Raw genomic sequence first — 22,385 nt, 5'->3', positions numbered from 1 at the left:
GACCTTGGATGAATTGTTACATCTTTGCCCCGATTCGGGGGTGTCTGAAGTTTATGGAATGGGAAATAATCCCACATGGAGACTCCAGACAATGACGCTTATGACCCACGCGGCGCCAGCCCCTTCTGAACCGCCCGCAGGCTCTGACCCCCGGGCGCAGTTGGCTTTGGAGCAGTCGTTGGTGGTAATGCAGCCGCTGGTATCTTGGCTTTTGCGCAACGGCGTGCATCACGGTGCCTTGGCTCAAGCCCTGAAAGGGGTGTTCTTGGCGCAAGCGCGGGCCGAGTTAGAGCAGCGCGGCAGCAAAGTCACCGATTCCGCTTTAAGCGTGCTCTCCGGGGTGCATCGCAAGGATGTCCGGCTTTTTGCGCAGGACGCCCCCGCTTCGGTGGTCCACGCGCCCACACCCGCAGCCATGTTGTTCACCCGCTGGATCACCGATCCCGGCTATCGCGGCGTTGCCCCTGGATCGACCGGGCGCACAGTGCCCTTGCCCCGACTCGCCCGCCACGGCCCACCACCGAGCTTTGAGGCGTTGGCGCGCGAAGTCTCCAGCGATGTGCATCCGCGCACGCTGCTTGAAGAATTGCAGCGCTTGGGCTTTGTGCGTCTTGAGGGCGACGAAGTGTTGCTTGAAACCGACCGTTTCATCAATCAACCGGGTGACACCAATGCCGCGCGCACTTTGGCCGTCAATGCTGCTGATCATCTTGCGGCGGCGGTACACAATCTCGCAGCGCCTGCGGACGCCCGGTTTCTTGAGCAAAGTGTCTTTGCCGATGGCTTGAGCCCGGCTTCGGCGGCTTATCTGGCCGCCAGGGCCCGTGAGCTCTGGGGCCCGGCGTTTGAGGGCATGGTGGCCGCAGCCACGGCGCGCGTCCATCTGGATGAAGCCCAAACGGAGACACCGATGCGGGTGCGTTTTGGCGTTTACTACTACCACGAAGCGGTGACACCGGAGCCGGCCCAGCCAAAGCCGGTCTCGGATCACCTTGAGAAGAAGTCCGGGAGCTGACCATGTTGGGCCTGCTTGAATTGCGCCTTCCCCGCTGGACCAAGCGACGTCCAGCTTGGGCTGCGACCACCTTGACCTTGGCGGTCTTGATGGCTTGTGGCGGCGGTGGCGTGGGCACCAATGGCACCGGCTCAGCCCCTCAAGGTCTGAGCGTGGGCACCGTGACGGGTTTTGGCAGCGTGATCGTCGATGGCGCACGGTTTGATGACACCGTGGCCAATGTCTTTATCGAGCGTCAGCCCGGCAAAACGGATCGCACCGAAGTCAAGCTGGGGCAGGGTGTCGAGATCGGTTTTGATGCCGATACCGCTGGCCTGCATCAAGGTGTGGCGCGTCAAATTCAAATCGAACCGGCCTTGATCGGCCCGGTGGGTGCCGTTGGCTTGGCCACCTTGACCTTGTTGGGTCAAACGGTGCAGATCAACACCGATCCCAAATTTGGGCCCGTCACGGTGTTCGAGCCGCCCTACCTTTCTTTGGCGACCATCCGACCGGCCGACTGGATCGAAGTTCACGCCATTGCGGTGCCTGCGGTGGCCGGGGGGCAGCCGAGCTGGGTGGCGACGCGCATCGAACAACGGGTGCCCATGGCCAGCGCCCGCTTGCATGGGGCGGTGACGGCGGTCGCGGGTGTGGCACCGAATCAGAGTTTTCATCTGGGCGCGGTCACGGTGCAGCTCGCGGCCCCCGCGCAGTTGCTGACCCCGACCACCCCCTTGGCCAACGGTCAGGTGGTGACGATCTTTGCGGACCCAGCCGCTTTTGACCCAGTCACCTCGGTGTTGATGGCCAAGGCGGTGCGCGTGCGTGATCGCTTGGCCAGCAAGAGTCACGCGGCGGTGGATGACTACATCGGTGGGGTGGTGAGCGGTAGCGATGGTGCCAATGGGGTGTTTATCCTCGACGGCATTGCGGTTCACCGAGACAGCAAGACGGTGATTAGCGGTGGTACGGCGACGGACTTGCTGGACGGCACGTATGTGCGTGTCCAAGGGCGTTTCGTCGCCGACGGTAGCTTCCAGTCGCACGTGATTCAGTTGCGCAATGTGGTCACCGAAAAAGCGGCTGAAGTGCGCGGTACGGTAACCAACTGGCTGCCGGGCACGCGTCAGTTCACGGTGCGCGATGTGGTCGTCGATGCCTCATCGGCTTCGACGGTGTTGGCCAACTTCAATCTCGCCCTGTGTGGGGCCACCGACCTCAGCCAAGGGCAGTATGTGGTGGTCGATGGGGTGGCGATGCCCTCGGGCATGCAGGCGCAAAACATCCGCTGCGAGAACGAATTGGCGGTGCCGGGGGCCGTGATTGAGCGTAGTGGTGTGCTCAGTCGTATCGATACGCTGGCCCAACGGCTGGAGATCACCCTCAGCGATGGCTCCGTGTTGGGGGTGCTCTGGAACGAACACAGCTTCTTCCGTGAGACCAGCCCTGAGGAGCTGCTGAGCGGCACCCCGATGCAGCCCATCAGCGTCCAAGGTGTGTGGAGCGGCACCGGCACCAGCGCGGTGCTGGTGGCCAGCAAGATCAAGCTCGGGCTTTAATCGTCGTTGTCGTTGTGGCTCATCGGGCTGCTTTGCCAAGCCTCCAGCCGCCGGCGATCTTGTTTGGTGGGTCGGCCTTGCTCAATGCCTTGAGCCGGGTCGCGCAGAAACACCCGGTTGGCGCGCCAGTCAGCTTGGGCTTTGAGGCTTTCCGGCGTTTCGCTGTAGAGCGCCTGCGCGACGGGTGCCGGGCCGCGCACCTCCGACAAACCCAGCACTGTCACGACGCGCGCGATCGGGCAGTCACCCTGACGCAGGCTGAGCCGGTCCCCAAGGCGCACCTCGCGTGAGGCTTTGGCGGTTTGGTCGTTGACCAGCACCCGGTTGCGGCCCACTTCTTCGGTGGCAAGGCTGCGGGTTTTGAAGAAGCGCGCCGCCCAAAGCCATTTATCCAGACGCATCGCTGTTCCGGTGGCCGTTTTTAGTCTTTAGCGCCCGCTGCCAAGGCGCGTTCACGCCCGGCTTGGCGTTCTTCCACCGACAACGCATCGCCCCACCAGCCTTGGGTGTGCTGACTCACCAATTTGGCCAAGGTGCCGATCCAAGCCGGGTGGTCGTTCAGGCACGCGATGTATTCATAGCGTTGGCCCCCAGCGGTCAGGAAAGCCGTGCGGCATTCCATCGCCACTTCTTCCAAGGTTTCGAGGCAATCGGCGACAAAACCCGGGCAAACCACCTGCACCGACTGCACCCCTTGCTTGGCCAGGGCCTGCAAGGTGGGTTCGGTGTAGGGCTCCAGCCACTTGGCCTTGCCAAAGCGGCTCTGGAAGGTCAACTGCCAGTCCTTGGCCGCTAAGCCCAGCCGCTCAGCCAAGCGCCGTGCGGTTTGATGGCATTCGCAGTGATAGGGGTCACCCAGATGCAAGGTGCGCTCGGGCACGCCGTGAAAGCTCATCACCAGCTTGTCGGCCCGGCCATGCTGCTGCCAATGGGCTTCGATCTTCAGCGCCAAGGCGTTGATGTAATCGGCGTCCATGCCGTAACGGTTGATGAAGCGCAGCTCAGGCACGCGGCGCACCTTGCCGGCCCAAGCGTAGACCGCGTCAAACACGCTGGCGCTGGTGGTGGCGGAGTACTGCGGATAGAGCGGCAGGATCAGAATGCGGTCGCAGCCTTCGGCCTTGAGCGCATCAAGCTGGCTGCCCACCGAAGGCTGGCCGTAGCGCATGGCGTGGCGCACCACGCTGCCTGCGGGCAAACCCAAGTGCTCCTTGAGCAACTCGCTTTGCTTGGCCGTCCAGCTCGCCAAGGGCGAGCCTTGGGGCGTCCAGACGCTGGCGTATTTGGCGGCCGATTTTTTGGGGCGCACGCGCAAGATGATGCCGTGCAGGATCGGCCACCAAATCAGCCGGGGGATCTCGACCACCCGGGTGTCGCTGAGAAATTCCCCCAGATAGCGCCGCAGCGCCGCAGGAGTCGGGGCCTCGGGCGTGCCGAGATTGACCAGCAGCACCCCAACGCGTGCGGGGCGGCCATGGTGATGGGCGGGTTCGGTGGCATAACTCATATCGGCGCGGACTCTACCATCCAAGGCCGGTCTAGGCCGCAGTGCCCGCGCACAGGCTGCGCAGCACCGGCAAGCACGAGCCGCAGTTCGTGCCGCACTTCAGGGTGTTTTGCAGATGCGCCAAACGCTCCTCGGCGTGGCTGCCGCCTTGGGCCAGCACGGCCATGATCTGCGGCTCGCTGATGTTGAAGCAAGTGCAAATCTGCTTGCCCCGGCCAGCCACCGCCACCGGCGGCGTGGCGCTGCCGGCCAGCAGGGCACGGCCAAAGCTCTGGGCCGGCAGTTCGTCTTGCAGCAAGGTCTTGATCCAAGCTTCGGCGCGGGTGTCGCCGGCCAAGAGCACGCCGCGCAGGATGCGCTGCTCGCCTTCGTGTTCGAGCCGGATGCTGCGCTGTTGGCCGCGCTGGCGATCTCGGTAGTGCAGGGTGTGCGGATGCTCCAGCCCCAAAAGGGTGGCGATGCGCTGCACCAAGGCCTCAGGTGCCGGGGCCGCAGCGGCCGCGCGCCACAGCAAGCCGCTGAAGCCTTGGTCGTGCGGTTCGCGGCCAAAGGGCAGCACCAAGGCGTAGCCAAACTCGCCCATCAGGCTTTTGAGCTGTTCACGCGCTTGCAGCATCTGCGCTTGCGGCAGCCACGCCAAGCCCAGCATGCGCCACGGCAGCGCTACGGGGTCGATGCGCACCGCCGTGTGTTTGAGTTCGGGCTGCTTTGAGCTTGGGCAAAAGGTGGACAAGGTCAGGCCGTTGACGCCGAGGCGCGGCTGGCCTTGGGCGTCGCGGCCGCCCAGCACTTCCTCGCCCCAGTGCATCGGGATGAACGCTTGGGTGGGGGCGACGCTGGCGCTGGCTTGGACGGCCAGCACCACGCTGCCTCGGCGTGAGCGCACCTCGACCAGATCACCCTCCTTCAGCTGACGGCGTTCGAGGTCAAGGGGGTTGAGCTCGACCACCGGCTCGGGCACGTGGCCGAACAGCCGCCCCAGCACGCCGGTGCGGCTGCCGCCGTGCCATTGATCGCGCAGCCGGCCGGTGGTGAGGGCGAAGGCAAAGCGCGCATCACGCGGCTCGGCGACCGGCCGGTACGCCATGGCGACAAAGCGCGCGCGGCCGTCTAGGGTTGCAAACCGTCCGTCCGCATAAAGCCGTTCTTGGCCGCTGGTGGCACCCGTCGGCATGGGCCACTGCTGCGGGCCTTGGGCGTCGAGCTGCGCCCAGCTCAGGCCACTGATGTCGAGATCGCGGCCTTGGGTGCTGGCGCGGTGTTCGTTCCAGATTTCTTCCGCGCTGTCGTAGGGAAAAAGATGGTTGGGGCGGTGGGGCAGGCGGGCTTGCAGCCGCCGGGCCAGATCCACGCCAATGCGCCAGTCGTGGCGCGTTTGGCCGGGGGGGGCGATGGCGGGGCGCACCAAGCTGATGCAGCGCTCGGAGTTGGTGACACTGCCGATCTTTTCGCCCCAGGTGGTGGCTGGCAGCAGCAAGTCGGCATAGGACGCGGTCGCCGTGGTGGCAAAGGCTTCTTGCACCACAACGAACTCGGCCCGTTCCAGCGCCCGGCGCACGGTGCTTTGATCGGGCAGCGACTGCGCGGGGTTGGTGCAGGCGATCCACAGCGCCTTGATCTCGCCGTCGGCGGCGGCTTGGAACATCTCAACGGCACTTTTGCCGGGCTTGGACGGCACATCGGCCACGCCCCACAGGGCGGCGACTTCGGCGCGGTGAGCCGGGTTGGCCAGATCGCGGTGCGCCGAGAGCAAATTGGCCAGCCCGCCGACCTCGCGCCCACCCATGGCGTTGGGCTGCCCCGTGAGCGAGAACGGCCCGGCACCGGCCTTGCCGATCTGGCCGGTGGCCAGATGCAGGTTGATCAGCGCGGCGTTTTTGTCGGTGCCGGCGCTGCTTTGGTTCAGGCCTTGGCAGTAGAGCGACAGTGTCGTGGCCCCTTGGCGATCACTCTGCGCAAACCAGCGGGCCGCTTGCACCAGATCGTCTTCGCGGATGCCGCACACCCGCGCCGCCTCGCGCGGTGTCCAAACGCGCACGGCGTCGCGCAGCGCTTCAAAGCCGCTGGTGTGGGCGGCGATGTAGGCCGGGTCGGTCAGACCCTCCCAGAGCATCAGGTGCAGCATGGCGTGGAACAGCGCCACGTCGGTGCCGGGTTGGATGTGCAGAAACAAGTCGGCTTGGCTGGCGGTTTCGGTGCGGCGCACATCGACCACGATCCAGCGCTGCGGCCGGTCCGCTGGCTTGGCACGCCGGGCGTCTTCCAGACGGCGAAACAGCACCGGGTGCGCCCAGGCCATGTTGCTGCCCGCCATGAAGACGGTGTCCGCGTGGTCCAGATCGGTGTAGCTGCACGGCGGCGCGTCGGCCCCCAGCGTGGCTTTGTAGCCCGCCACCGCGCTGCTCATGCACAGGCGCGAATTGGTATCGACGTTGTTGGTGCCGATCAGGCCTTTGGCGAGCTTGTTGTAGACGTAATAGTCCTCGGTGAGCAACTGGCCGGAGAGGTAAAAACCGACCGCATCGGGCCCGTGCTGCGTGATCGTGTCGGCCAAGCGCGTGGCGGCCAGATCAAGCGCGTCGTCCCAGCCCAGCGGCTGAGGTGGCGCACCGCGCACCAAGCGCTGCATGGGTTGCAGCAGTCGGGTGGCCAGCGTGACCGGCGCGCTTGCGGTCAGGTGCAGGGTCGAGCCCTTGGTGCAGAGCCGGCCGAAGTTGGCCGGATGCTCCGGGTCACCGCGCACCCCGGTGATCTGCACGCCGTCCGACTCGATCAGCACCCCGCAACCGACCCCGCAGTACGGGCAAGTGGAACGAGTGGTGCGGGGGGTCATGACATCAGCTCGTCAGCATCGAGGTGGATCTGGCCGTCTTGCACCTGCACCGCAAAGCGTGGGATGCAGCCCACATCGGGGGCGCGGGCACAACCGTCGGCCAAGTCGATCTGCCAGTTGTGCAGCGGGCAGGCGACCGTTTCACCGTGGACCAAGCCTTGGCTGAGCGGGCCGCCCTTGTGCGGGCAGCGGTCCACCAAGGCGAAGATCTTGTCTTCGGCGTTGCGAAACACCGCGACATCGATGTCGCCCGGGCGTTGGACGCGGCGCGCCCCAAGGCGCGGGATGTCTTCGACTCGGCAGATGGGGATCCAGCGGCGGCTCATGCTTGGGCTCCTTGGAGGGTGGGTAGGGCTTGGAACTGGCGCACATCGACGCCCGCCTTGGCCGACTCCAGCCAAGGATCGGGCGCGCCGTCGAGGGCAAATTGCAGCCGCTCCCACAGCTCAAGCCGTCGCTCGGGCCGCTCAACGATCTGCGCCTTGATGTGATCCAAGCCAACGCGGGCGATGTAATGCACCGTGCGCTCCAGGTACCAGCCGTCTTCGCGGTAGAGCTGGAGAAAAGCACCGGCGTGGCTCATCACCTCTTCAGCGGTCTTGACCTTGACGAGGAACTGCGCGACTTCGGTTTTGATGCCGCCGTTGCCGCCGACATAGATTTCCCAGCCCGAATCGACGCCGATCACGCCGACATCCTTGATGCCGGCTTCGGCGCAGTTGCGCGGGCAGCCCGAGACCGCCAGCTTGACCTTGTGCGGGGCGTACATCGCCCAGAGCGCACGCTCCAGCCGCTGACCCATCGCGGTCGAATCCTGCGTGCCGAAACGGCACCAATCGCTGCCGACGCAGGTTTTGACGGTGCGGGTGGACTTGCCGTAGGCAAAGCCCGAAGGCATGCCAAGGTCGGCCCAGACGCCGGGCAAATCCTCTTTCTTGACGCCGAGCAAGTCGATGCGTTGACCGCCGGTGACCTTGACGGTCGGGATGGCGTATTTGTCGGCCACATCGGCGATGCGGCGCAGATCGGCCGCGTTGGTCTCGCCGCCCCACATGCGCGGCACCACCGAATAGGTGCCGTCTTTTTGGATGTTGGCGTGGCTGCGCTCGTTGATGAGTCGGCTTTGCGGGTCGTCTTCGGCCTCCTTGGGCCACGTCGAGATCAGGTAGTAGTTCAGCGCCGGGCGACAGCTGGGGCAGCCGCTGGGGGTTTTCCAGCCCAGGGCCTGGTAGACGCCGTGGACGCCGTCCAGACGCAGCAGTTTTTGGCTGCGTATGGCGTCGCGCACGTCTTGGTGGCTCAGATCTGTGCAGCCGCAGACCGCCTTTTTCTTCGGCGTGCTGGAGTAGTCGCCACCCGCAGTGAACATCAGCAACTGCTCGACCAGCCCGGTGCAAGAGCCGCACGAGGCGCTGGCCTTGGTGTGCTTGCGCACTTCATCCAAGGTGAACAGGCCCTTGTCTTTGATGGCCTTGCAGATCGCTCCCTTGGTCACACCGTTGCAGCCACAAACCTCATCCGCATCGGCCATCGCCGCCGCTTTGCTGTGACCTTGGTGGCCCACGTCGCCGATGTGGCTTTCACCAAACATCAGCTTGTCGCGGATGTCGTGGATCTTGCGGCCCTCGCGCAGCAGCTTGAAGTACCAACTGCCATCGACCGTGTCGCCGTACAGGCACGCGCCGACCAGTTTGTCGTCTTTGATGACCAGCTTTTTGTACACACCGCCCACGGGGTCGCTGAGCACGATGTCTTCGGTGCCGTCCCCGCCGGTGAAGTCACCCGCGCTGAACAAGTCGATGCCGGTGACTTTGAGTTTGGTCGAGGTCTGGCTGCCTTGATAGCGCCCGATGCCCAGCTCGGCCAGATGGTTGGCGCAGACCTTGCCTTGCTCGAACAGCGGTGCCACCAGCCCGTAGGCCACGCCGCGATGGCTGGCGCATTCGCCCACGGCGTAGATGCGGGCATCGGTGGTGGTTTGCAGCGTGTCGCTGACCTTGATGCCGCCCCGGCCATCGTGGTCGCAGAGCAGGCCCATCGACTTGGCCAGCGCGGTGTTGGGCCGGATGCCGGCCGCCATCACCACCAGATCGGCCGGGATCTCGCGGCCGTCCTTGAACTGCACAGCCATCACCCGGCCTGACTTGCCGCCCTCTTTGTCACCGATCAGGGCGGCGGTCTGCACGCTGAGCTCGAACTTGAGGCCGCGCTCTTCAAGCGACTTTTGCAGCAGCCGGCCCGCCACGTCGTCAAGCTGGCGCTCCATCAACCACGGCGAGAGATGCACCACCGTGACGTGCATGCCGCGCAGCATCAAGCCGTTGGCCGCTTCCAGCCCGAGCAGGCCGCCGCCGATCACCACCGCATGGCGATGCGTCTTGGCGGTGTCGATCATCGTTTGGGTGTCTTGGATATCGCGGTAGGCGATCACGCCTTCCAAGTCCTTGCCGGGGACGGGCAGGATGAAGGGCGTCGAGCCGGTGGCGATCAGCAGCCGGTCGTAGTCGGCGCTTAAGGGTTGGCCTTGGCCATCGACGGCATGAACGACGCGCTGCTTGCGATCCACCTTGACCACTTGGGTGCCCAAGTGCAGCCGGATGCCGTGCTCGGCGTACCAGCTCAAGGGGTTCAGGATGATCTGGTCGAGGGTCTGCTCGCCGGCCAGCACGGGGCTCAGCAGGATGCGGTTGTAGTTCGGGTGCGGTTCAGCACCGAACACGGTGATGTCGTAGCGCTCAGGGGCCAGTTTGAGCAGCTCTTCGAGCGTGCGCACGCCGGCCATGCCGTTGCCGATGAGCACAAGTTTTTGGGGCTTCGTGATCGCCATGACAGATCAGTCCTTTCTGAGGGCGGCAGCCGTCCGCACGCCGGCAATGGGCGGGGGCGAGCAGGGATAAGCCGGGGGGGTGGGGTGGTGAAGCTGAGGCCGAGCGGCATCAGGGGTGGTGCAGGGGGCGGTGTTCACCAAGGCGGTGCGTCGTTGCACCTTGGCCCGTCTTATGCAAGCCCCATGCCATCCTGATTCAGAATGCCCGCATGACTGATGCCTTGCGTGATGCTTTGAGTGATGCTTTGTATGTTTGGACCCCTGACGACGCCGCCAAGGCGCTTTGGCAGGGCAGTGCGGCCGGAGCGAGCCGATTTGCGGATCCCGCTGTCACGCTGATCAGCGATCTGGCGGCCTTGCCCATGCACTCAGCTGGTGCGCCTGCTGTGCTTGAGGCACCGAGCGCGCTCATCGTTTTGCAACCTGAGTGGTGCGCCTTGGCCGCAGAGATCGGGGCGCATCGGCCGGTCAGTCTGATCTGCGCGCCCTTTGACGTGGCCTTGATGACCGCGTTGCTGGCGCAGGGCGTGAGTGGCTGGTGGCCGCTGGCGGTGTTGGCGGACCCCACCGCGTTGCACGCCGCGCTGGCGCTGGATGCGGCGCGCTGGCGTTGCCAGCGTACACAGCACGCTGAGCTGGGACGGGTGCGTGAACAGCTTGACGAGCGCAAGTGGGTGGACCGGGCCAAGGGTTTGCTGATGCAGGCGCGCGGTATCCATGAAGACGAGGCCTTTCGGCTGCTGCGCGGCGCGGCGATGCATACCCATGCGCGCATGGGCGAGGTGTCGCGTTCGGTGGTCGAGGCGGCGCGCTGGGCCGAGGCCATCAACCGCGCCGGGCAGTTGCGCATGCTCTCGCAGCGGTTGATCAAACTGGCAGCGCAACGCTTGGCGGGTATCGAGGTCACGGCGGCCCGTCAAGCGCAAGAGCAAGCCGCGCAGCGGGTGCAAGAGAATTTGGCGCTGCTGGGCGCGCTGGATGCCAACCCACAGGAGGCTGCCTGGGCACCCGTTTGGCAGCAAACCTTGGCGGCTTGGGCCGCCTTGCAGCCGCTGCTGGCCCAGCGCCCCAGCCCGGCCATGCTGCGCCGGGCCGATGCCCACGCCGAAACCTTGCTGCACGCCGCCGAAACCCTGACCAGCGCGCTCGAAGACGGCGGTGCGCGCCGCGCCTTGCACATCATCAACGTGTGTGGCCGCCAGCGCATGCGGGTCCAACGTTTGGCCAAGGAAGCCCTGCTGGCCAGCATCCTTGATGACCGTGCCACGGATAGCGTGCCGGCTTTGCTCAACGACTTTGAGGCCGCCTTGCTGGAGCTTGAACGCGCCCCCCTTTCGACCGCCGAGATCCGCGCCGCCCTGAGCGATGTGCGCGAAGTTTGGCTGCACCTGCTACGCGGCCTGCGCAGCCTCGACACCCCCGACGGCCGCACCGCCCTGTCCCACGCCGCCGACACCCTGCTCGATCTCCTCGACCGCATGACCGCCTCTTACGAGCACAGCTTGCAGGTGATCATGGCGTGAGGATGGTCGGCATGTTTACGCCCGCTCCACATGCCTTTGCCGGGTGTAGAGGAAGTCGATCACCGCTTTGCGGTAGTTGAGGTAGGCGGTGCTTTCGGCCAGGGCGACGCGTTCGCGGGGGCGGGGGAGATTGACGTGGAGGATGTCGCCGATGGTGGCGGCGGGGCCGTTGCTCATCATGACGATGCGGTCTGAGAGCAGCACGGCTTCATCGACGTCGTGGGTGACCATCACGGTGGTGCATTGGTTCTTGGCCACCAAGGTGAGGAGCTCGTCTTGGAGCTTGGCGCGGGTCAGGGCGTCGAGCGCGCCGAAGGGCTCGTCGAGCAGCAAGACCTTGGGTTGCATCGAAAGTGCCCGGGCGATGCCGACGCGCTGCTTCATGCCGCCCGAGATTTCGCCGGGGCGTTTGTCGCCGGCGTGGCTCAGGCCGACCATCTCGATGGCGGCTTCGGTGCGGTGGCGCAGTTGCACGCGGTTCTCACGCGCACCAAAAACGCGCTCTACGGCGAGGTAGACGTTTTCAAAGCAAGTGAGCCAAGGCAGCAGCGAGTGGTTTTGGAACACCACCGCGCGCTCTGGGCCGGGGCCGGCGATTTCGCGGTTGGCGCACAGCAGCACGCCTTCGGTGGGCAGGGTCAGGCCGGCGATCAGGTTCAGCAGGGTCGATTTGCCGCAGCCCGAATGGCCGATCAGGGTGATGAACTCGCCTTGGGCGACGCTGAGGGTGATGTCCTTGAGCGCACAGAACGGCCCCCGGTCGGTGTCGAAGCTTTGTTCGACCTGCTGAATGTCGAGATAGCGTTGCATAAAGCTTTACCTTGAAGGGGTCAGGATGGGGTGTCGCTGTAGCTGAGCGCGCGGGCCAAACTCATCAGGGCGTATTCCAAGGCCATGCCAACCGCGCCGATGACGACGATGGCGATCAGGATGTGGTTGACGTTCAAGTTGTTCCACTCATCCCAAACCCAAAAGCCGATGCCCACACCGCCCGTCAGCATCTCGGCGGCGACGATCACCAGCCAAGCGGTGCTGACGGCCAAGCGCACGCCAGTCAGCACGTGGGGCAGGGTGGCGGGCAGCAAGATGGTGGTGAAGATCTTCCACTCCGAGAGCTGCAACACCCGCGCCACGTTCATGTAGTCCTGCGGGATGCGCTGCACGCCCGCAGCGGTGTTGATCACCATCGGCCAGATGGAGCAGATGAACAGCGTCCAGATGGCCGCCGGGTTGGCCGATTTGAAGACCAGCAGACCAATGGGCAGCCACGCCAGCGGTGAGACCGGGCGCAGCAAGCTGATGATGGGCGAGGTCATGCGATTGAGCAGCTCGAAGCGGCCGATGACAAAGCCGAGCGGGATGCCGACCAAGGCCGCCAAGCCGAAGCCCAGCCCGACCCGTTGCAGTGAGCCGAGCAAGTTCCAGCCGATGCCCTGATCGTTCGGCCCCTTGCGATAGAACGGGTCTGAGAACAGCTCGACCGCTGAGGCCCACGTGCTGGCCGGCGTGGGAAAGCTCTCGCTCTTTTGCGTCAGCAAAAACCACAGGCCGATCAGCAGGGCAAAGCCGGCGATGGGGGGCAGAAAGCGCATCGCCAGCTTGCGCAGACGGCGGCGGCGAAGTCGAAGCGTGGAAGAGTCGGGGCTGCTCATGGCGCGGTCCATCAAGGTGGGTGGTCCGTGATCTGGCTCAGGCGTGGATCTTGAAACTGTCGGCGTACTTCTTGGGCTCTTTGCCGTCCCAGACCGTGCCGTCGATCAGCTTGCTGCTGCGCATCACTTCTTTGGGCACGGAGACGCCGGCCGCAGCCGCGCCTTGGCGGTAAAGCTCGATCTGATTGATTTGCTTGGCCACGCCGAGGTAATCGGGGTGCTCTTTGAGCAAGCCCCAGCGCTTGTGCTGGGTCAGGAACCACATGCCGTCCGAGAGGTAAGGCAGGTTGACCGCGCCGTCGCGGAAGAACGCCATCGGGTGCGCATCGCTCCAAGTCTTGCCCAAGCCGTTTTGGTACTTGCCTTGGATGCGCTGGTTGATCACGTCCACGCTGGTGTTGACGTAGGACTTGTCGGCGATGGTAGCCGCCATTTTGTCGCGGTTGGCGGCGTTGGCGTCGATCCAGCGGCTGGCTTCCAAAATGGCGGCGATCACCGCGCGGCAGGTGTTGGGGTTTTTCTTGACGAACTCAGCCGTGCTGCCCAAGACTTTTTCAGGGTGATCGGTCCAGATGTCTTGGCTGGTGGTGGCGGTGATGCCGATGCCGTCAGCGATGGCGCGGTGGTTCCAGGGCTCGCCCACGCAGTAGCCGTCCATGTTGCCCACGCGCATGTTGGCCACCATTTGCGGCGGCGGCACGGTGATGACCTTGGCGTCCTTGAGCGGGTCGATGCCGTGCGTGGCCAGCCAGTGGTAGAGCCACATGGCGTGCGTGCCAGTCGGGAAGGTCTGCGCGAAGGTGTATTCACGTTTTTCGCGCTGCATCAGTTTGGCCAGCCCGGCCCCATCGACCGCGCCCTTGTCGGCCAGCGCTTTGGAGAGCGTGATGGCTTGGCCGTTTTGGTTCAGCGTCATCAGCACCGCCATGTCTTTTTTGGTGCCGCCCACGCCCAGATGCACGCCGTAGACCAAGCCGTAAAGCACATGGGCGAAGTCCAGCTCGCCGTTGACCAGCTTGTCGCGCACCGAGGCCCACGAGGCTTCTTTGGTGGGGATGATCTTGACGCCGTACTTCTCGTCGAACTTCAGCACCGAGGCCATCACCACGCTGGCGCAGTCGGTGAGCGGAATGAAGCCGATGCGCACTTCCTTCTTCTCCGGCGCGTCTGAGCCGGCTGCGAACACCGACAGCGGGGCCGCCAACGGCGCCAATGGAGCCAATGTGGCGGCTGCGGCTTGCAGCACGCTGCGGCGGCTCAGGGTCGAGGTGGGCTTCAGATCCATGGTGGGCTCCAGCAAAGGGTGAGGCAGAAAACAAAAAGCGCCCGTGCGTCCCAAGCACTCACCCGCATCGGGTGAGACGTTGATCCACACGGACGCCAGGGTCCGGTAGGCGAAAAGCTTGCTCACCCGCCGTTGGGTGGCTCGCCTTGCGCTTGCGCCCACGAAGGGCTCATGCCCTCATCTCTAGCGAGATCCATGCCAGCCTAGGGAGAACCCGAGGACGGTGATATGCACACTTTTGGGGGTGTCGCGGGTGACCTAGCGGGCGATCAAGCGCTCTTGGCGCGATCAGCGCCCCGGTGTGGTGCGCTGTGCGAAGGTGATTCCGATCTGGGAAGCGCACGTATCATTCCGGCTTCTATCGGTCTCGGCCCACCAAGATGTCTCAAGCCGCCCAATCCTCCCATGCACCATCGACCAACGAAGCTTTTGCCCGCGTCAAGATCGATGCCTTGTTGACGGCTCAGGGCTGGAACACGCAAGACACCCGTGCGGTGCGTTTCGAGGTTGCCACGCCGGATGGCAAACGGGCGGATTACGTGCTGTGTGATCGACACGGCCGGGCCATGGCGGTGATCGAGGCCAAGCGCTTTTCGGTCCAGCCAGGCGAGGCGGCGCAGCAGGCGCGGCATTACGCCCAACAACTTGGCGTGCCGTTCGTCTTTCTTTCCAACGGTGCCGAAGTCCAGTTCTGGGAATGGGCGCGAGAGGCCTTCCCTCATTCCGTCAAAACCTTCTTCCGGCAGGACGATCTGGAGCGCCGTGCGGCCTCTCTTCAGGTGCGGCGTGACCCGCTGAGCATCCCGATTGATCGGCGCATCGTTGAACGGGACTACCAAATCGAATGTCTGGATACCCTGTGCCGTGAGATTGCATTGGGTCGGCGCAAGTTGCTGGTGGAAATGGCCACGGGCACCGGCAAGACCCGCACCGCAGCGGCTTTCATCAAGCGGATGTTTGATGCCAACCAGTTCACCCGCGTGTTGTTTCTGGTGGATCGCATCCCCTTGGCCAAGCAGACCGAAGACGCCTTTGCCGAGCATCTGCCGGATTACCCGGCCTATGTGCTGCGCGCTGGGCGGCGTTTTCAGGATGAGAAGCGCATCACCATCACGACGCTGCAAAGCATGGTCAACCTCTACGCCGAGTATTCGAGCGGCTACTTCGATCTGATCATCAGCGACGAATGCCACCGCAGCATCTACGGTCAGTGGAGCGGGGTGCTGCGGCACTTTGATGGGGTGCAGATCGGCTTGACGGCCACGCCCTGCGTCGCCGCAGCTTCGGAGGATGGTGACGACGAGGAAGACCGCGCCTTTGTGCGCGACACCTTGCGGTTTTTCGAGGTGGAAAAACCGACGTTCTCCTACAAGCTCAAAGACGCCATCCGCGACGCGCACTTGGTGCCTTATCAGATCTACAAGGCCAAGACAGTCAAGACCGCTGCTGAAGGTGGGTTCGAGGTGCGTCGATCCGAGCTGGATTGGAGCGCGATGGATGACGCAACCCGGGGCGAATTCGAGCAAGTGTTTGGCGACAAGGACAAAGTCATCGTTGATCCGTCGTCCTTGGAGCGGCGCTTCACCATCCCGGAGCGCAACCGCGCCATCGTGCGTGAGTTCAAGCAGGTGCTGGACCATGGTTTTGTGGATGCTCGGGGCGTGCTGCGCAAACCCTTGCTGGGCAAAACCATCGTGTTTGCCGTCAACAAGCGCCATGCCGAGACGCTGGCCAAGATGTTCGACGAGGCCTTTGCGCACCTCAAGCCTTCGCCCGAGATCCGGGTGGCCGACTATGTGGTCAGCGGTCAGGGGCAAGACGATTCGGTGGATGCGATGGCCAAGATCCGGCGCTTCAAGAAAGAACCCCTGCCGCAGATCCTCGTCTCGGTGAACATGCTCGACACCGGCTTTGACTGCCCCGAGGTGGTGAATCTGGTGTTTGCCCGCTTCACCCGCTCCAGCATCCTTTATCAACAGATGCGCGGCCGGGGTACGCGCAAGGCGCGCAACAAGCCGGTTTTTACCCTTTTCGATGTCGTGGGGGTCTGCGATTACCACGGTGACGACGACGCCTACGCTGAAGGCGGGCCGGTGCTGGCCCGGCAGGCGCGGCGCAAGTACGAACCGCGTCGGCTGCTCTCGCTGGATGTGGATGACCACATCGACCCGACCACCCGTGCCTGGGTGACGGTGGACGAAGACGGCAACATGGTGTTCCCAGAGGTCTCGCAACAGCGCAGTGCCGAGCTGGGTGCCCGCTTCGAGGCGTGGTTTCTGGCGCTTCAAGCCAACCCGGCTGCCGCCCCGAACCCCGGTGAGGAAACTTGGCTGCGCATGATCGGCAACCAGTTCCGCGCCAATCCGGAGCAGTACGCCGAGCCGCACGACGGGCCATGTCCAGCCTTCATGGTCGAGCAGTTCGCCTTTCATCCCTTCCAGCAACTCGGCGGCTTGGCCCAAGCCGTGCGGGTCTTTGGTGGTCACGAGCGCATGCAGTCCCTGATCGACAGCCTGAACGCTCATATGTTTGCCCTTCCAGATCGGCCTGCCAGTGAACCGGCGCGGTCATCGACCACCGGGCATTTCTATGCCCAGTGAAGAGCAAATTCTTCAGCAGCGTGTCCAAGCCGCCCGGGTGCGCAGGACCCTGCACGACCTGTATCAGCGAATACCGCCGTTGGGTCGTGCCAAGCCGGGTGAACTGACGTTCCGCCTTTTCAAAGGCCAACATGCCAACTACGGTGCTGCTCTGTTCCGTTACATGGCTTGCACAGCGGTTCATCGCAAATACGAGATGGCAGGGCATGCTGGACTGGCGGCTGAGTTGCTGTTCATCCGCGAGACCCTCGCCAGGATCTGTGCCAGTGGTCATGAACCCTCTTGGTCGGACACCACGGATGCATTCCATAGAAATTTCCGCAGGCGAACCAAGCGGCTCCGTGTTCATGCCACCCGTGACGACTACGGTGACCCGGATCTCCAGATCTGCTTTATCTCTTGCAGAGGGTTTGCCTTTGGGGCCACACCTTGGGTCTGCCAGCAGCCCGATTGGCGCTATCGCTGGACGCCGGTGGGTCTGACCCGTCTGCGCTTCATGATCGACTGCTGGGATGCCTATTCACGCTGCGACTTCACACCCGAGGACTGGCTGATCGGTGTGAACGACTTTCCTTTATCTGACTTCCTTGCGAGCTGATTGATGCCTTTGACTCCCGATATGCGTCGGTCGATTGACCAGATCCGCGATTACCTCTATGGCGGGGGCTATCCCGACCCGGTCAACAACGCTGAACAGTTGTCTTTCCTGTTTTTCTTCTATCTGGTTGAAGGGATCGATGCCGAGAACACGCTGCGGGCTAAGGTGCTTAAAAAGCCTTACACCAGCTTGTTTGACGGTTTTTGGAAGTTGCGCAATCCGCTCAATGCTCTCAACCCCGGCGAAACCACCTTGGACCGCGACGAGTTTCGTTGGTCGGTGTGGGCCAAGGCCTTGTCGGGCGAGGCGCTGGTGCGCTTTGTGCGCGACGAGGTGTTTGCCTTCTTTGCCGAACTGGGCCAAGGCTCGGCGCACGATTTCATGCGCGGTGCGCGCTTGACCATCGACGACCCGACGGTGCTAACCCAAGTGATCACGTTGGTGGACGGGTTGCGGCTGGATGCCTCCGATTCGGACACCAAGGGCGATTTGTTCGAGCATGTGTTGCGCCAGATTCGCCAAGCGGGTGAGCTGGGGCAGTTCCGCACCCCACGCCATGTGATCCGCGCCATCGTCGAAATGATCGACCCGAAGGTGGGCGAAACCATTTGCGACCCTGCCGCAGGGACAGCCGGTTTTTTGGTGGCCGCCTACAACCACATCCGTCTGGCCCATTCTTCGCCAGCGGCCATCACCGAGGTGGACATGGACGGCAAGGTGCAGCGCCGGGGTCTGGGTGACAAGCTCTCGTCAGCCCATGTCTCAGCCTTGCAGAGCGCGACCTTTTTTGGCAACGACGTGGACCCGAAGATGGTGCGTCTGGCCACGATGAATCTGACGCTGCGCGGTTTGCCGGATGTGCGCATCTTGCTGCGCAATGCGCTCACCACCACGCTGGACGTCGAGCGCAAGGCCGCGTTGGGGTTGCCCACTGAGGGCTATCACGTGGTGCTGGCCAACCCACCTTTTTCGGGCCGGGTGGACAAGGACCGCATCGTCGAAGATGTGAAGGTGGGCAGCACCACGGCCACCGAGTTGCTGTTCCTGAAATCGATGATCGACAGCCTGCGCCCCGGTGGCCGCTGCGGTGTGATCGTGCCCGAGGGGGTGTTGTTTGGCTCGACGGGTGCGCACAAGGAGCTGCGCCGCCAGCTGATCGAGAACCACCGTGTCGAGGCGGTGCTGAGTCTGCCCGGCGGGGTATTTCAGCCCTATTCGGGCGTCAAGACCTCGGTGCTGTTCTTCCGCAAGGGTGGCTCGACCGAGCGCGTGCTGTTTTTGCATGCTGATAACGACGGCTACAAGCTCGACGCCAATCACGACACGGCCATCGAGGCCGATGACTTCCCCACCCTGAAAGCCGCCTACGCCAACCGGGCTGCGCTGGCCGATCAGTGGCAAAGCCGCGACCCTGACGCCGAATGGTGTGAAAAGTGGTGGGTCGCCGATACCCCAACCCTGCGCGCCAACGATTTCAACCTCTCGGCCAGCCGCTATCGCCCCATGACCCAAAAGCAGGTCACTCACCGCAACCCGCTTGAACTGCTGGACGAACTGGCCGCGATTGAAGTGGAGATTGCGGAGGAAGTTGAAGCGTTGAAGGCGGCGCTGGTGGAGTCGGCTGTATGACAGTAACGCGTGTTGTTTTGGCGGATGTATGTCGGCAAGACAGGAAAACTGTCAAACCCGGTGATCAATCAGCGTTGCGCTACATCGGCCTTGAGTCCATCGAGGCTCAGACCGGGCAGTTTTCTGAGGGTGAGCTATCAAAAACGCCGGATGCGCCACTGGCCAACAGCTTTCTTTTTGGTCAAGAACATGTCCTCTACGGCAAGCTCCGGCCCTACTTGAATAAGGTGGTGGTGCCTGATTTCACAGGCAAGTGCTCAACTGAGATCATTCCCTTACGACCGAATGAGCGCCTTGATCGGCGTTATCTCGCCTATTTCCTTCGATCACCGCATGTTGTTGCCAGCATTTCTGAAAAAACAGCGGGTGCGCGAATGCCTCGTGCCGATATGAACTATGTTCTCGGCCTTCAAATGCTTTTGCCTCCGTTGGCTGATCAACACCGTATCGTTGACCTACTCTCCCGCGCCGAAGGCATCGTTCGCTTGCGACGAGAAGCCCAAAAGAAAGCCGCCGAGCTAATTCCGGCGATTTTTATGGAGATGTTTGGGGAGCCGGTGAGTTATAAAAAATATTTACCAATAAGACCAATTTCAGATTTCGTTGCAAGATTTGATGGTGGAAAAAATATTCAATCTGGCGGCGATAAAAATCAAAAACTACGCATACTAAAGGTTAGTGCGGTGACTTCAGGCTTGTATCTTGAAAATGAGAGCAAACCAGCACCAGATTGTTATAAACCACCAGAAGGCCACTTGGTTCGCCAAGGAGATTTTCTCTTTTCTCGTGCGAATACGGTTGATTTGGTTGGTGCCACAGCCGTCGCTTGGTCCACCAACGGAAGAACGTTGTTGCCAGATAAGGTATGGCGTTTTGTTTGGGCCGAAGATGTTGATATTAGATACATGCATGCACTTTTTCAAACAAGACCAGTTCGCCGTAAATTAAGTTCACTCGCATCTGGCACAAGTGATTCCATGAGAAATATATCTCAAGCGAAATTGTTTAATTTATGTTTGCCCATAGCCGACTTGGCTTCTCAAAGAATTTTTGGCCAGCATGCAGAAGCTGTTTGGGCTATAGAGCAACAACAAAAGAAGGCGCTAGAAAAAGCGCATGAAACCTTTGAGGCATTGCTTGGGTGGGCGTTTGAGGGGTAACCGACATGCATCCTTTGATTGGGGCCGGTTTGGTCGCCACCGTGGCTTGGTTGTTGGATGACGGGGAGGAAAAAAGAATGGCGGAGTTACAGAAACAGTTCGAGGCTTTCCATGGGCGCATCCAATTGGATGATGCGGACGAGAAAGCCAAGCTGCGCGGGAAGCGCGACATGCTGCTTGAGGCGCTAAAGCAGCGATTGCCCAGCGACGTGCCCAAGTTCGAGTGTTTTCTTCAAGGCAGCTACGCCATGAACACGGGCACCAAGCCCATGGACGTGGATTACGACATCGACGTGGGATTGATTTTTGATTGCCCGCGCAGCAAATACCCTGATCCGGTGATCTTGAAAAAGAAGGTCCGTGACGCCCTCTTGCAAGGAGCCCGGACCGTCAAGATTCGGCGCTCCTGCGTGACCGTGCAATATCAAAACAATGGCGAACCCGCCTACCACGTCGATCTGGCGATCTACGCCCAACGCACCGACGGAAAACTGGATATTGCCAAAGGCAAAGAAAACTCCAAAGACCCATTCAGGGTTTGGGAGTTATCCGACCCCAAAGGCCTGAAGGATCGTATCAACGGACAATTCAGTGGTGAAGATTTGGCCCAATACCGGCGCTGTATCCGCTATCTGAAACGTTGGCGCGATGTGCAGTTCAGCTCCGGGGCACCGCTCAGCATTGCGTTGACAGCGGCGGCGTTTCATTGGTTTCGACCCTATCAGTCATTTTTTGTCGGAAATTATTCGGACCTTTTGGCCATACGCAATTGGGTCAAGGCCATGTTGGAAGAATTCAGCAGTGTCATGCACGACAACGAAAGGGCCAGCCGAATCAAGATTCAGTTGCCCGTGAATCCAACCAATGATCTGATGGCTGATGTGAGTAATATCCAGATGAATACCTTCAAACAAAAGCTCGAAAAGCTGCATCAAGCTCTGGCGGCTGCCAATCAATCCGAATCAACCGATCAAGCCATCAAAGATCTGGAAAAGTTGTTTGGACCTGAGTTTTCTGCTTGACTGGAAGTCCTTCGATGGAACCCAGCAAAAGCAAAAATGTCCGAGTTCCGATTTCGGAGAGAGTGCGTGCTTCTCTTTGGGTCGCAGCCGGTGGGCGATGCGAGTTTTGCGGTTGCAACAAGCCCCTTGATAAAAACATCCTCACGCAGCAGAAAGTTTTCCTAGGGCAGCACGCGCACATCATCGGCGACAGCGCTGATGGCCCTCGGGGAGATCCGGAACTTTCCAAAAAGCTGGCCCATGACCCCGCCAACTTGATGCTTCTTTGCCAGCCCTGCCACACGACGATCGACCGACTGGAAAAGGACTACGGCGTCGAGGCCCTGCGGCGTATGAAAAAGCGCCATGAAGACCGGATTCAGCTCCTGTACGACATCGTGCCCACCCAACGCAGCGTGCCCGTCGTTTTTCGCCATCCGATCAAACGCACCCATGTGCCTGAGTTTTCGGATCAATCGGTGCAGGCTGCCATCCTCAAGAACTCGGATTTTCTCCACGCCCCGCGCGAGCACCGCATTTCGCTGGATTTCAGAAACCGATCCACACGGGAAGATGACCCTCGCTATTGGGCAGAGGCTGCCCAACAGATGAAAGATGAATTTAGCAGCAAGTTGAATCACGTCAGCCACGATGAACGGCCCGAGCACTTCTCGGTCTTTGCCTTCGCACCGATGCCGCTCAACATGCAGCTTGGCATTTTGATCGGCAACAAATCGGAAGCCGCGATCTATCAGTGGGATCGGGTTCACGAAACATGGCAACAGCCGTCGCCCCGCACCTTCGAGCCCCAAACCATCCAGACCGAGATTCCGACCGATTTGACTGAAGAAGTGGCGTTGACCTTCTCGCTGAGTGCCGAAGTTTCGACGTCGGCAGTCAAAGATGTCGTCGGATATATGCCCGTTATTCGCTGCGGGGTTGCCAACCCCACGCCGATGCTCGTCGAAGACCAAAACGATCTCCGTCATTTCCGCACCCAAGTCACGGCCCTGATGGCACAGATCAGGAATCAGGGCGTCCGCCGCGTGCATGTCTTTCCCGCCATGCCCTTGTCCATGGCGGTCGAGTTCGGGCGGCAGATCCTGCCCAAAGCCGATCCGACCATCACCGTCTGGGATTACCAAGATGCCAGCCGCTTTGTACAGACGATGGATTTGGTGGTTTGATGCCACTCGACAGCGTGCCCATGCGCA

At 62.2% G+C, this 22,385-nt stretch carries 17 protein-coding genes; 9 read left to right on the top strand and 8 right to left on the bottom strand.

The window, feature by feature from the left end; genetic code table 11:
- Nucleotides 1-100: 100 nt before the first annotated feature.
- Together AC3VI7_RS03015 and AC3VI7_RS03010 are read left to right on the top strand one after the other, a co-directional pair.
- Entirely contained in the window at nucleotides 101-1,015 is a 915-nt protein-coding gene (locus AC3VI7_RS03015) for a DUF6502 family protein (RefSeq protein WP_489668478.1), read from the top strand.
- A gap of 2 nt (nucleotides 1,016-1,017) precedes the next feature.
- Nucleotides 1,018-2,556, top strand: a complete 1,539-nt coding sequence (locus AC3VI7_RS03010) for a DUF5666 domain-containing protein (RefSeq protein ID WP_489668477.1) — start codon at nucleotides 1,018-1,020, stop codon at nucleotides 2,554-2,556.
- On the opposite strand, the gene AC3VI7_RS03005 is transcribed toward AC3VI7_RS03010, so the two are convergent.
- The 5 genes from AC3VI7_RS03005 to nirB are packed head-to-tail and all read right to left on the bottom strand — an operon-like array spanning nucleotide 2,553 to nucleotide 9,723.
- The gene (locus AC3VI7_RS03005) at nucleotides 2,553-2,957 is read right to left on the bottom strand and encodes an RNA-binding S4 domain-containing protein (protein ID WP_489668476.1); all 405 of its coding nucleotides are present in this window, start codon (nucleotides 2,955-2,957) and stop codon (nucleotides 2,553-2,555) included. The genes AC3VI7_RS03010 and AC3VI7_RS03005 overlap by 4 nt on opposite strands.
- Nucleotides 2,958-2,977: 20 nt before the next feature.
- On the bottom strand, nucleotides 2,978-4,063 hold the full coding sequence (gene hemH / locus AC3VI7_RS03000) for a ferrochelatase (RefSeq protein ID WP_489668475.1): 1,086 nt from the start codon (nucleotides 4,061-4,063) through the stop codon (nucleotides 2,978-2,980).
- 31 nt (nucleotides 4,064-4,094) lie between these two features.
- On the bottom strand, nucleotides 4,095-6,896 hold the full coding sequence (locus tag AC3VI7_RS02995) for a nitrate reductase (RefSeq protein ID WP_489668474.1): 2,802 nt from the start codon (nucleotides 6,894-6,896) through the stop codon (nucleotides 4,095-4,097).
- Entirely contained in the window at nucleotides 6,893-7,222 is a 330-nt protein-coding gene (gene nirD / locus AC3VI7_RS02990; protein ID WP_369419038.1) for a nitrite reductase small subunit NirD, read from the bottom strand. The genes AC3VI7_RS02995 and nirD overlap by 4 nt, the downstream gene beginning before the upstream one ends.
- Complete coding sequence (gene nirB / locus AC3VI7_RS02985; protein ID WP_489668473.1) at nucleotides 7,219-9,723, bottom strand: nitrite reductase large subunit NirB; 2,505 nt, start codon at nucleotides 9,721-9,723, stop codon at nucleotides 7,219-7,221. Before nirB ends, nirD begins: the two co-directional genes overlap by 4 nt.
- A 209-nt stretch (nucleotides 9,724-9,932) precedes the next feature.
- Here nirB and AC3VI7_RS02980 point away from each other — a divergent pair, with 209 nt between their 5' ends.
- Complete coding sequence (locus AC3VI7_RS02980) at nucleotides 9,933-11,246, top strand: ANTAR domain-containing response regulator (protein ID WP_489668472.1); 1,314 nt, start codon at nucleotides 9,933-9,935, stop codon at nucleotides 11,244-11,246.
- Nucleotides 11,247-11,261: 15 nt separating this feature from the next.
- On the opposite strand, the gene AC3VI7_RS02975 is transcribed toward AC3VI7_RS02980, so the two are convergent.
- The 3 genes from AC3VI7_RS02975 to AC3VI7_RS02965 form a co-directional block, all read right to left on the bottom strand.
- A complete protein-coding gene (locus tag AC3VI7_RS02975; protein WP_489671032.1) occupies nucleotides 11,262-12,056 on the bottom strand; it encodes an ABC transporter ATP-binding protein in 795 nt (264 codons plus the stop codon).
- Nucleotides 12,057-12,076: 20 nt separating this feature from the next.
- Entirely contained in the window at nucleotides 12,077-12,838 is a 762-nt protein-coding gene (gene ntrB / locus AC3VI7_RS02970) for a nitrate ABC transporter permease (protein ID WP_489668487.1), read from the bottom strand.
- Nucleotides 12,839-12,935: 97 nt separating this feature from the next.
- A complete protein-coding gene (locus AC3VI7_RS02965) occupies nucleotides 12,936-14,183 on the bottom strand; it encodes a CmpA/NrtA family ABC transporter substrate-binding protein (RefSeq protein WP_489668470.1) in 1,248 nt (415 codons plus the stop codon).
- 380 nt (nucleotides 14,184-14,563) lie between these two features.
- Between AC3VI7_RS02965 and AC3VI7_RS02960 the strand changes: the two genes are divergently transcribed.
- The 6 genes from AC3VI7_RS02960 to AC3VI7_RS02935 are packed head-to-tail and all read left to right on the top strand — an operon-like array spanning nucleotide 14,564 to nucleotide 22,358.
- Nucleotides 14,564-16,783 (top strand): DEAD/DEAH box helicase family protein, encoded by a 2,220-nt coding sequence (locus AC3VI7_RS02960; RefSeq protein ID WP_489668469.1) that lies wholly within the window; start codon nucleotides 14,564-14,566, stop codon nucleotides 16,781-16,783.
- Complete coding sequence (locus AC3VI7_RS02955; protein ID WP_489668468.1) at nucleotides 16,773-17,381, top strand: hypothetical protein; 609 nt, start codon at nucleotides 16,773-16,775, stop codon at nucleotides 17,379-17,381. Before AC3VI7_RS02960 ends, AC3VI7_RS02955 begins: the two co-directional genes overlap by 11 nt.
- 3 nt (nucleotides 17,382-17,384) lie before the next feature.
- The gene (locus AC3VI7_RS02950; protein ID WP_489668467.1) at nucleotides 17,385-19,010 is read left to right on the top strand and encodes a class I SAM-dependent DNA methyltransferase; all 1,626 of its coding nucleotides are present in this window, start codon (nucleotides 17,385-17,387) and stop codon (nucleotides 19,008-19,010) included.
- Entirely contained in the window at nucleotides 19,007-20,170 is a 1,164-nt protein-coding gene (locus AC3VI7_RS02945; protein ID WP_489668466.1) for a restriction endonuclease subunit S domain-containing protein, read from the top strand. The genes AC3VI7_RS02950 and AC3VI7_RS02945 overlap by 4 nt, the downstream gene beginning before the upstream one ends.
- Before the next feature lie 5 nt (nucleotides 20,171-20,175).
- A complete protein-coding gene (locus AC3VI7_RS02940; RefSeq protein ID WP_489671386.1) occupies nucleotides 20,176-21,192 on the top strand; it encodes a cyclic GMP-AMP synthase DncV-like nucleotidyltransferase in 1,017 nt (338 codons plus the stop codon).
- 14 nt (nucleotides 21,193-21,206) lie between these two features.
- A complete protein-coding gene (locus tag AC3VI7_RS02935) occupies nucleotides 21,207-22,358 on the top strand; it encodes an SAVED domain-containing protein (protein ID WP_489668464.1) in 1,152 nt (383 codons plus the stop codon).
- The last annotated feature ends 27 nt before the right edge of the window (nucleotides 22,359-22,385 follow it).

This window comes from Leptothrix toolikensis (SeqCode), assembly GCF_057922285.1.
Note: the sequence above shows the minus strand (reverse complement) of the source record. Positions and strands in the feature narration are given on the sequence as shown.

What these genes read in the sequence shown, in the direction of transcription:
- AC3VI7_RS02945 (WP_489668466.1), top strand. Translation starts at nt 19,007, where the DNA reads ATGACAGTAACGCGTGTTGTTTTGGCGGATGTATGTCGGCAAGACAGG.
- AC3VI7_RS03015 (WP_489668478.1), top strand. Translation starts at nt 101, where the DNA reads ATGACCCACGCGGCGCCAGCCCCTTCTGAACCGCCCGCAGGCTCTGAC.
- AC3VI7_RS02965 (WP_489668470.1), bottom strand. Translation starts at nt 14,183, where the DNA reads ATGGATCTGAAGCCCACCTCGACCCTGAGCCGCCGCAGCGTGCTGCAA.
- AC3VI7_RS02960 (WP_489668469.1), top strand. Translation starts at nt 14,564, where the DNA reads ATGTCTCAAGCCGCCCAATCCTCCCATGCACCATCGACCAACGAAGCT.
- AC3VI7_RS03010 (WP_489668477.1), top strand. Translation starts at nt 1,018, where the DNA reads ATGTTGGGCCTGCTTGAATTGCGCCTTCCCCGCTGGACCAAGCGACGT.
- AC3VI7_RS02975 (WP_489671032.1), bottom strand. Translation starts at nt 12,056, where the DNA reads ATGCAACGCTATCTCGACATTCAGCAGGTCGAACAAAGCTTCGACACC.
- AC3VI7_RS02995 (WP_489668474.1), bottom strand. Translation starts at nt 6,896, where the DNA reads ATGACCCCCCGCACCACTCGTTCCACTTGCCCGTACTGCGGGGTCGGT.
- AC3VI7_RS03005 (WP_489668476.1), bottom strand. Translation starts at nt 2,957, where the DNA reads ATGCGTCTGGATAAATGGCTTTGGGCGGCGCGCTTCTTCAAAACCCGC.
- hemH (WP_489668475.1), bottom strand. Translation starts at nt 4,063, where the DNA reads ATGAGTTATGCCACCGAACCCGCCCATCACCATGGCCGCCCCGCACGC.
- AC3VI7_RS02950 (WP_489668467.1), top strand. Translation starts at nt 17,385, where the DNA reads ATGCCTTTGACTCCCGATATGCGTCGGTCGATTGACCAGATCCGCGAT.
- AC3VI7_RS02980 (WP_489668472.1), top strand. Translation starts at nt 9,933, where the DNA reads ATGACTGATGCCTTGCGTGATGCTTTGAGTGATGCTTTGTATGTTTGG.
- AC3VI7_RS02940 (WP_489671386.1), top strand. Translation starts at nt 20,176, where the DNA reads ATGCATCCTTTGATTGGGGCCGGTTTGGTCGCCACCGTGGCTTGGTTG.
- ntrB (WP_489668487.1), bottom strand. Translation starts at nt 12,838, where the DNA reads ATGCGCTTTCTGCCCCCCATCGCCGGCTTTGCCCTGCTGATCGGCCTG.
- nirD (WP_369419038.1), bottom strand. Translation starts at nt 7,222, where the DNA reads ATGAGCCGCCGCTGGATCCCCATCTGCCGAGTCGAAGACATCCCGCGC.
- AC3VI7_RS02955 (WP_489668468.1), top strand. Translation starts at nt 16,773, where the DNA reads ATGCCCAGTGAAGAGCAAATTCTTCAGCAGCGTGTCCAAGCCGCCCGG.
- AC3VI7_RS02935 (WP_489668464.1), top strand. Translation starts at nt 21,207, where the DNA reads ATGGAACCCAGCAAAAGCAAAAATGTCCGAGTTCCGATTTCGGAGAGA.
- nirB (WP_489668473.1), bottom strand. Translation starts at nt 9,723, where the DNA reads ATGGCGATCACGAAGCCCCAAAAACTTGTGCTCATCGGCAACGGCATG.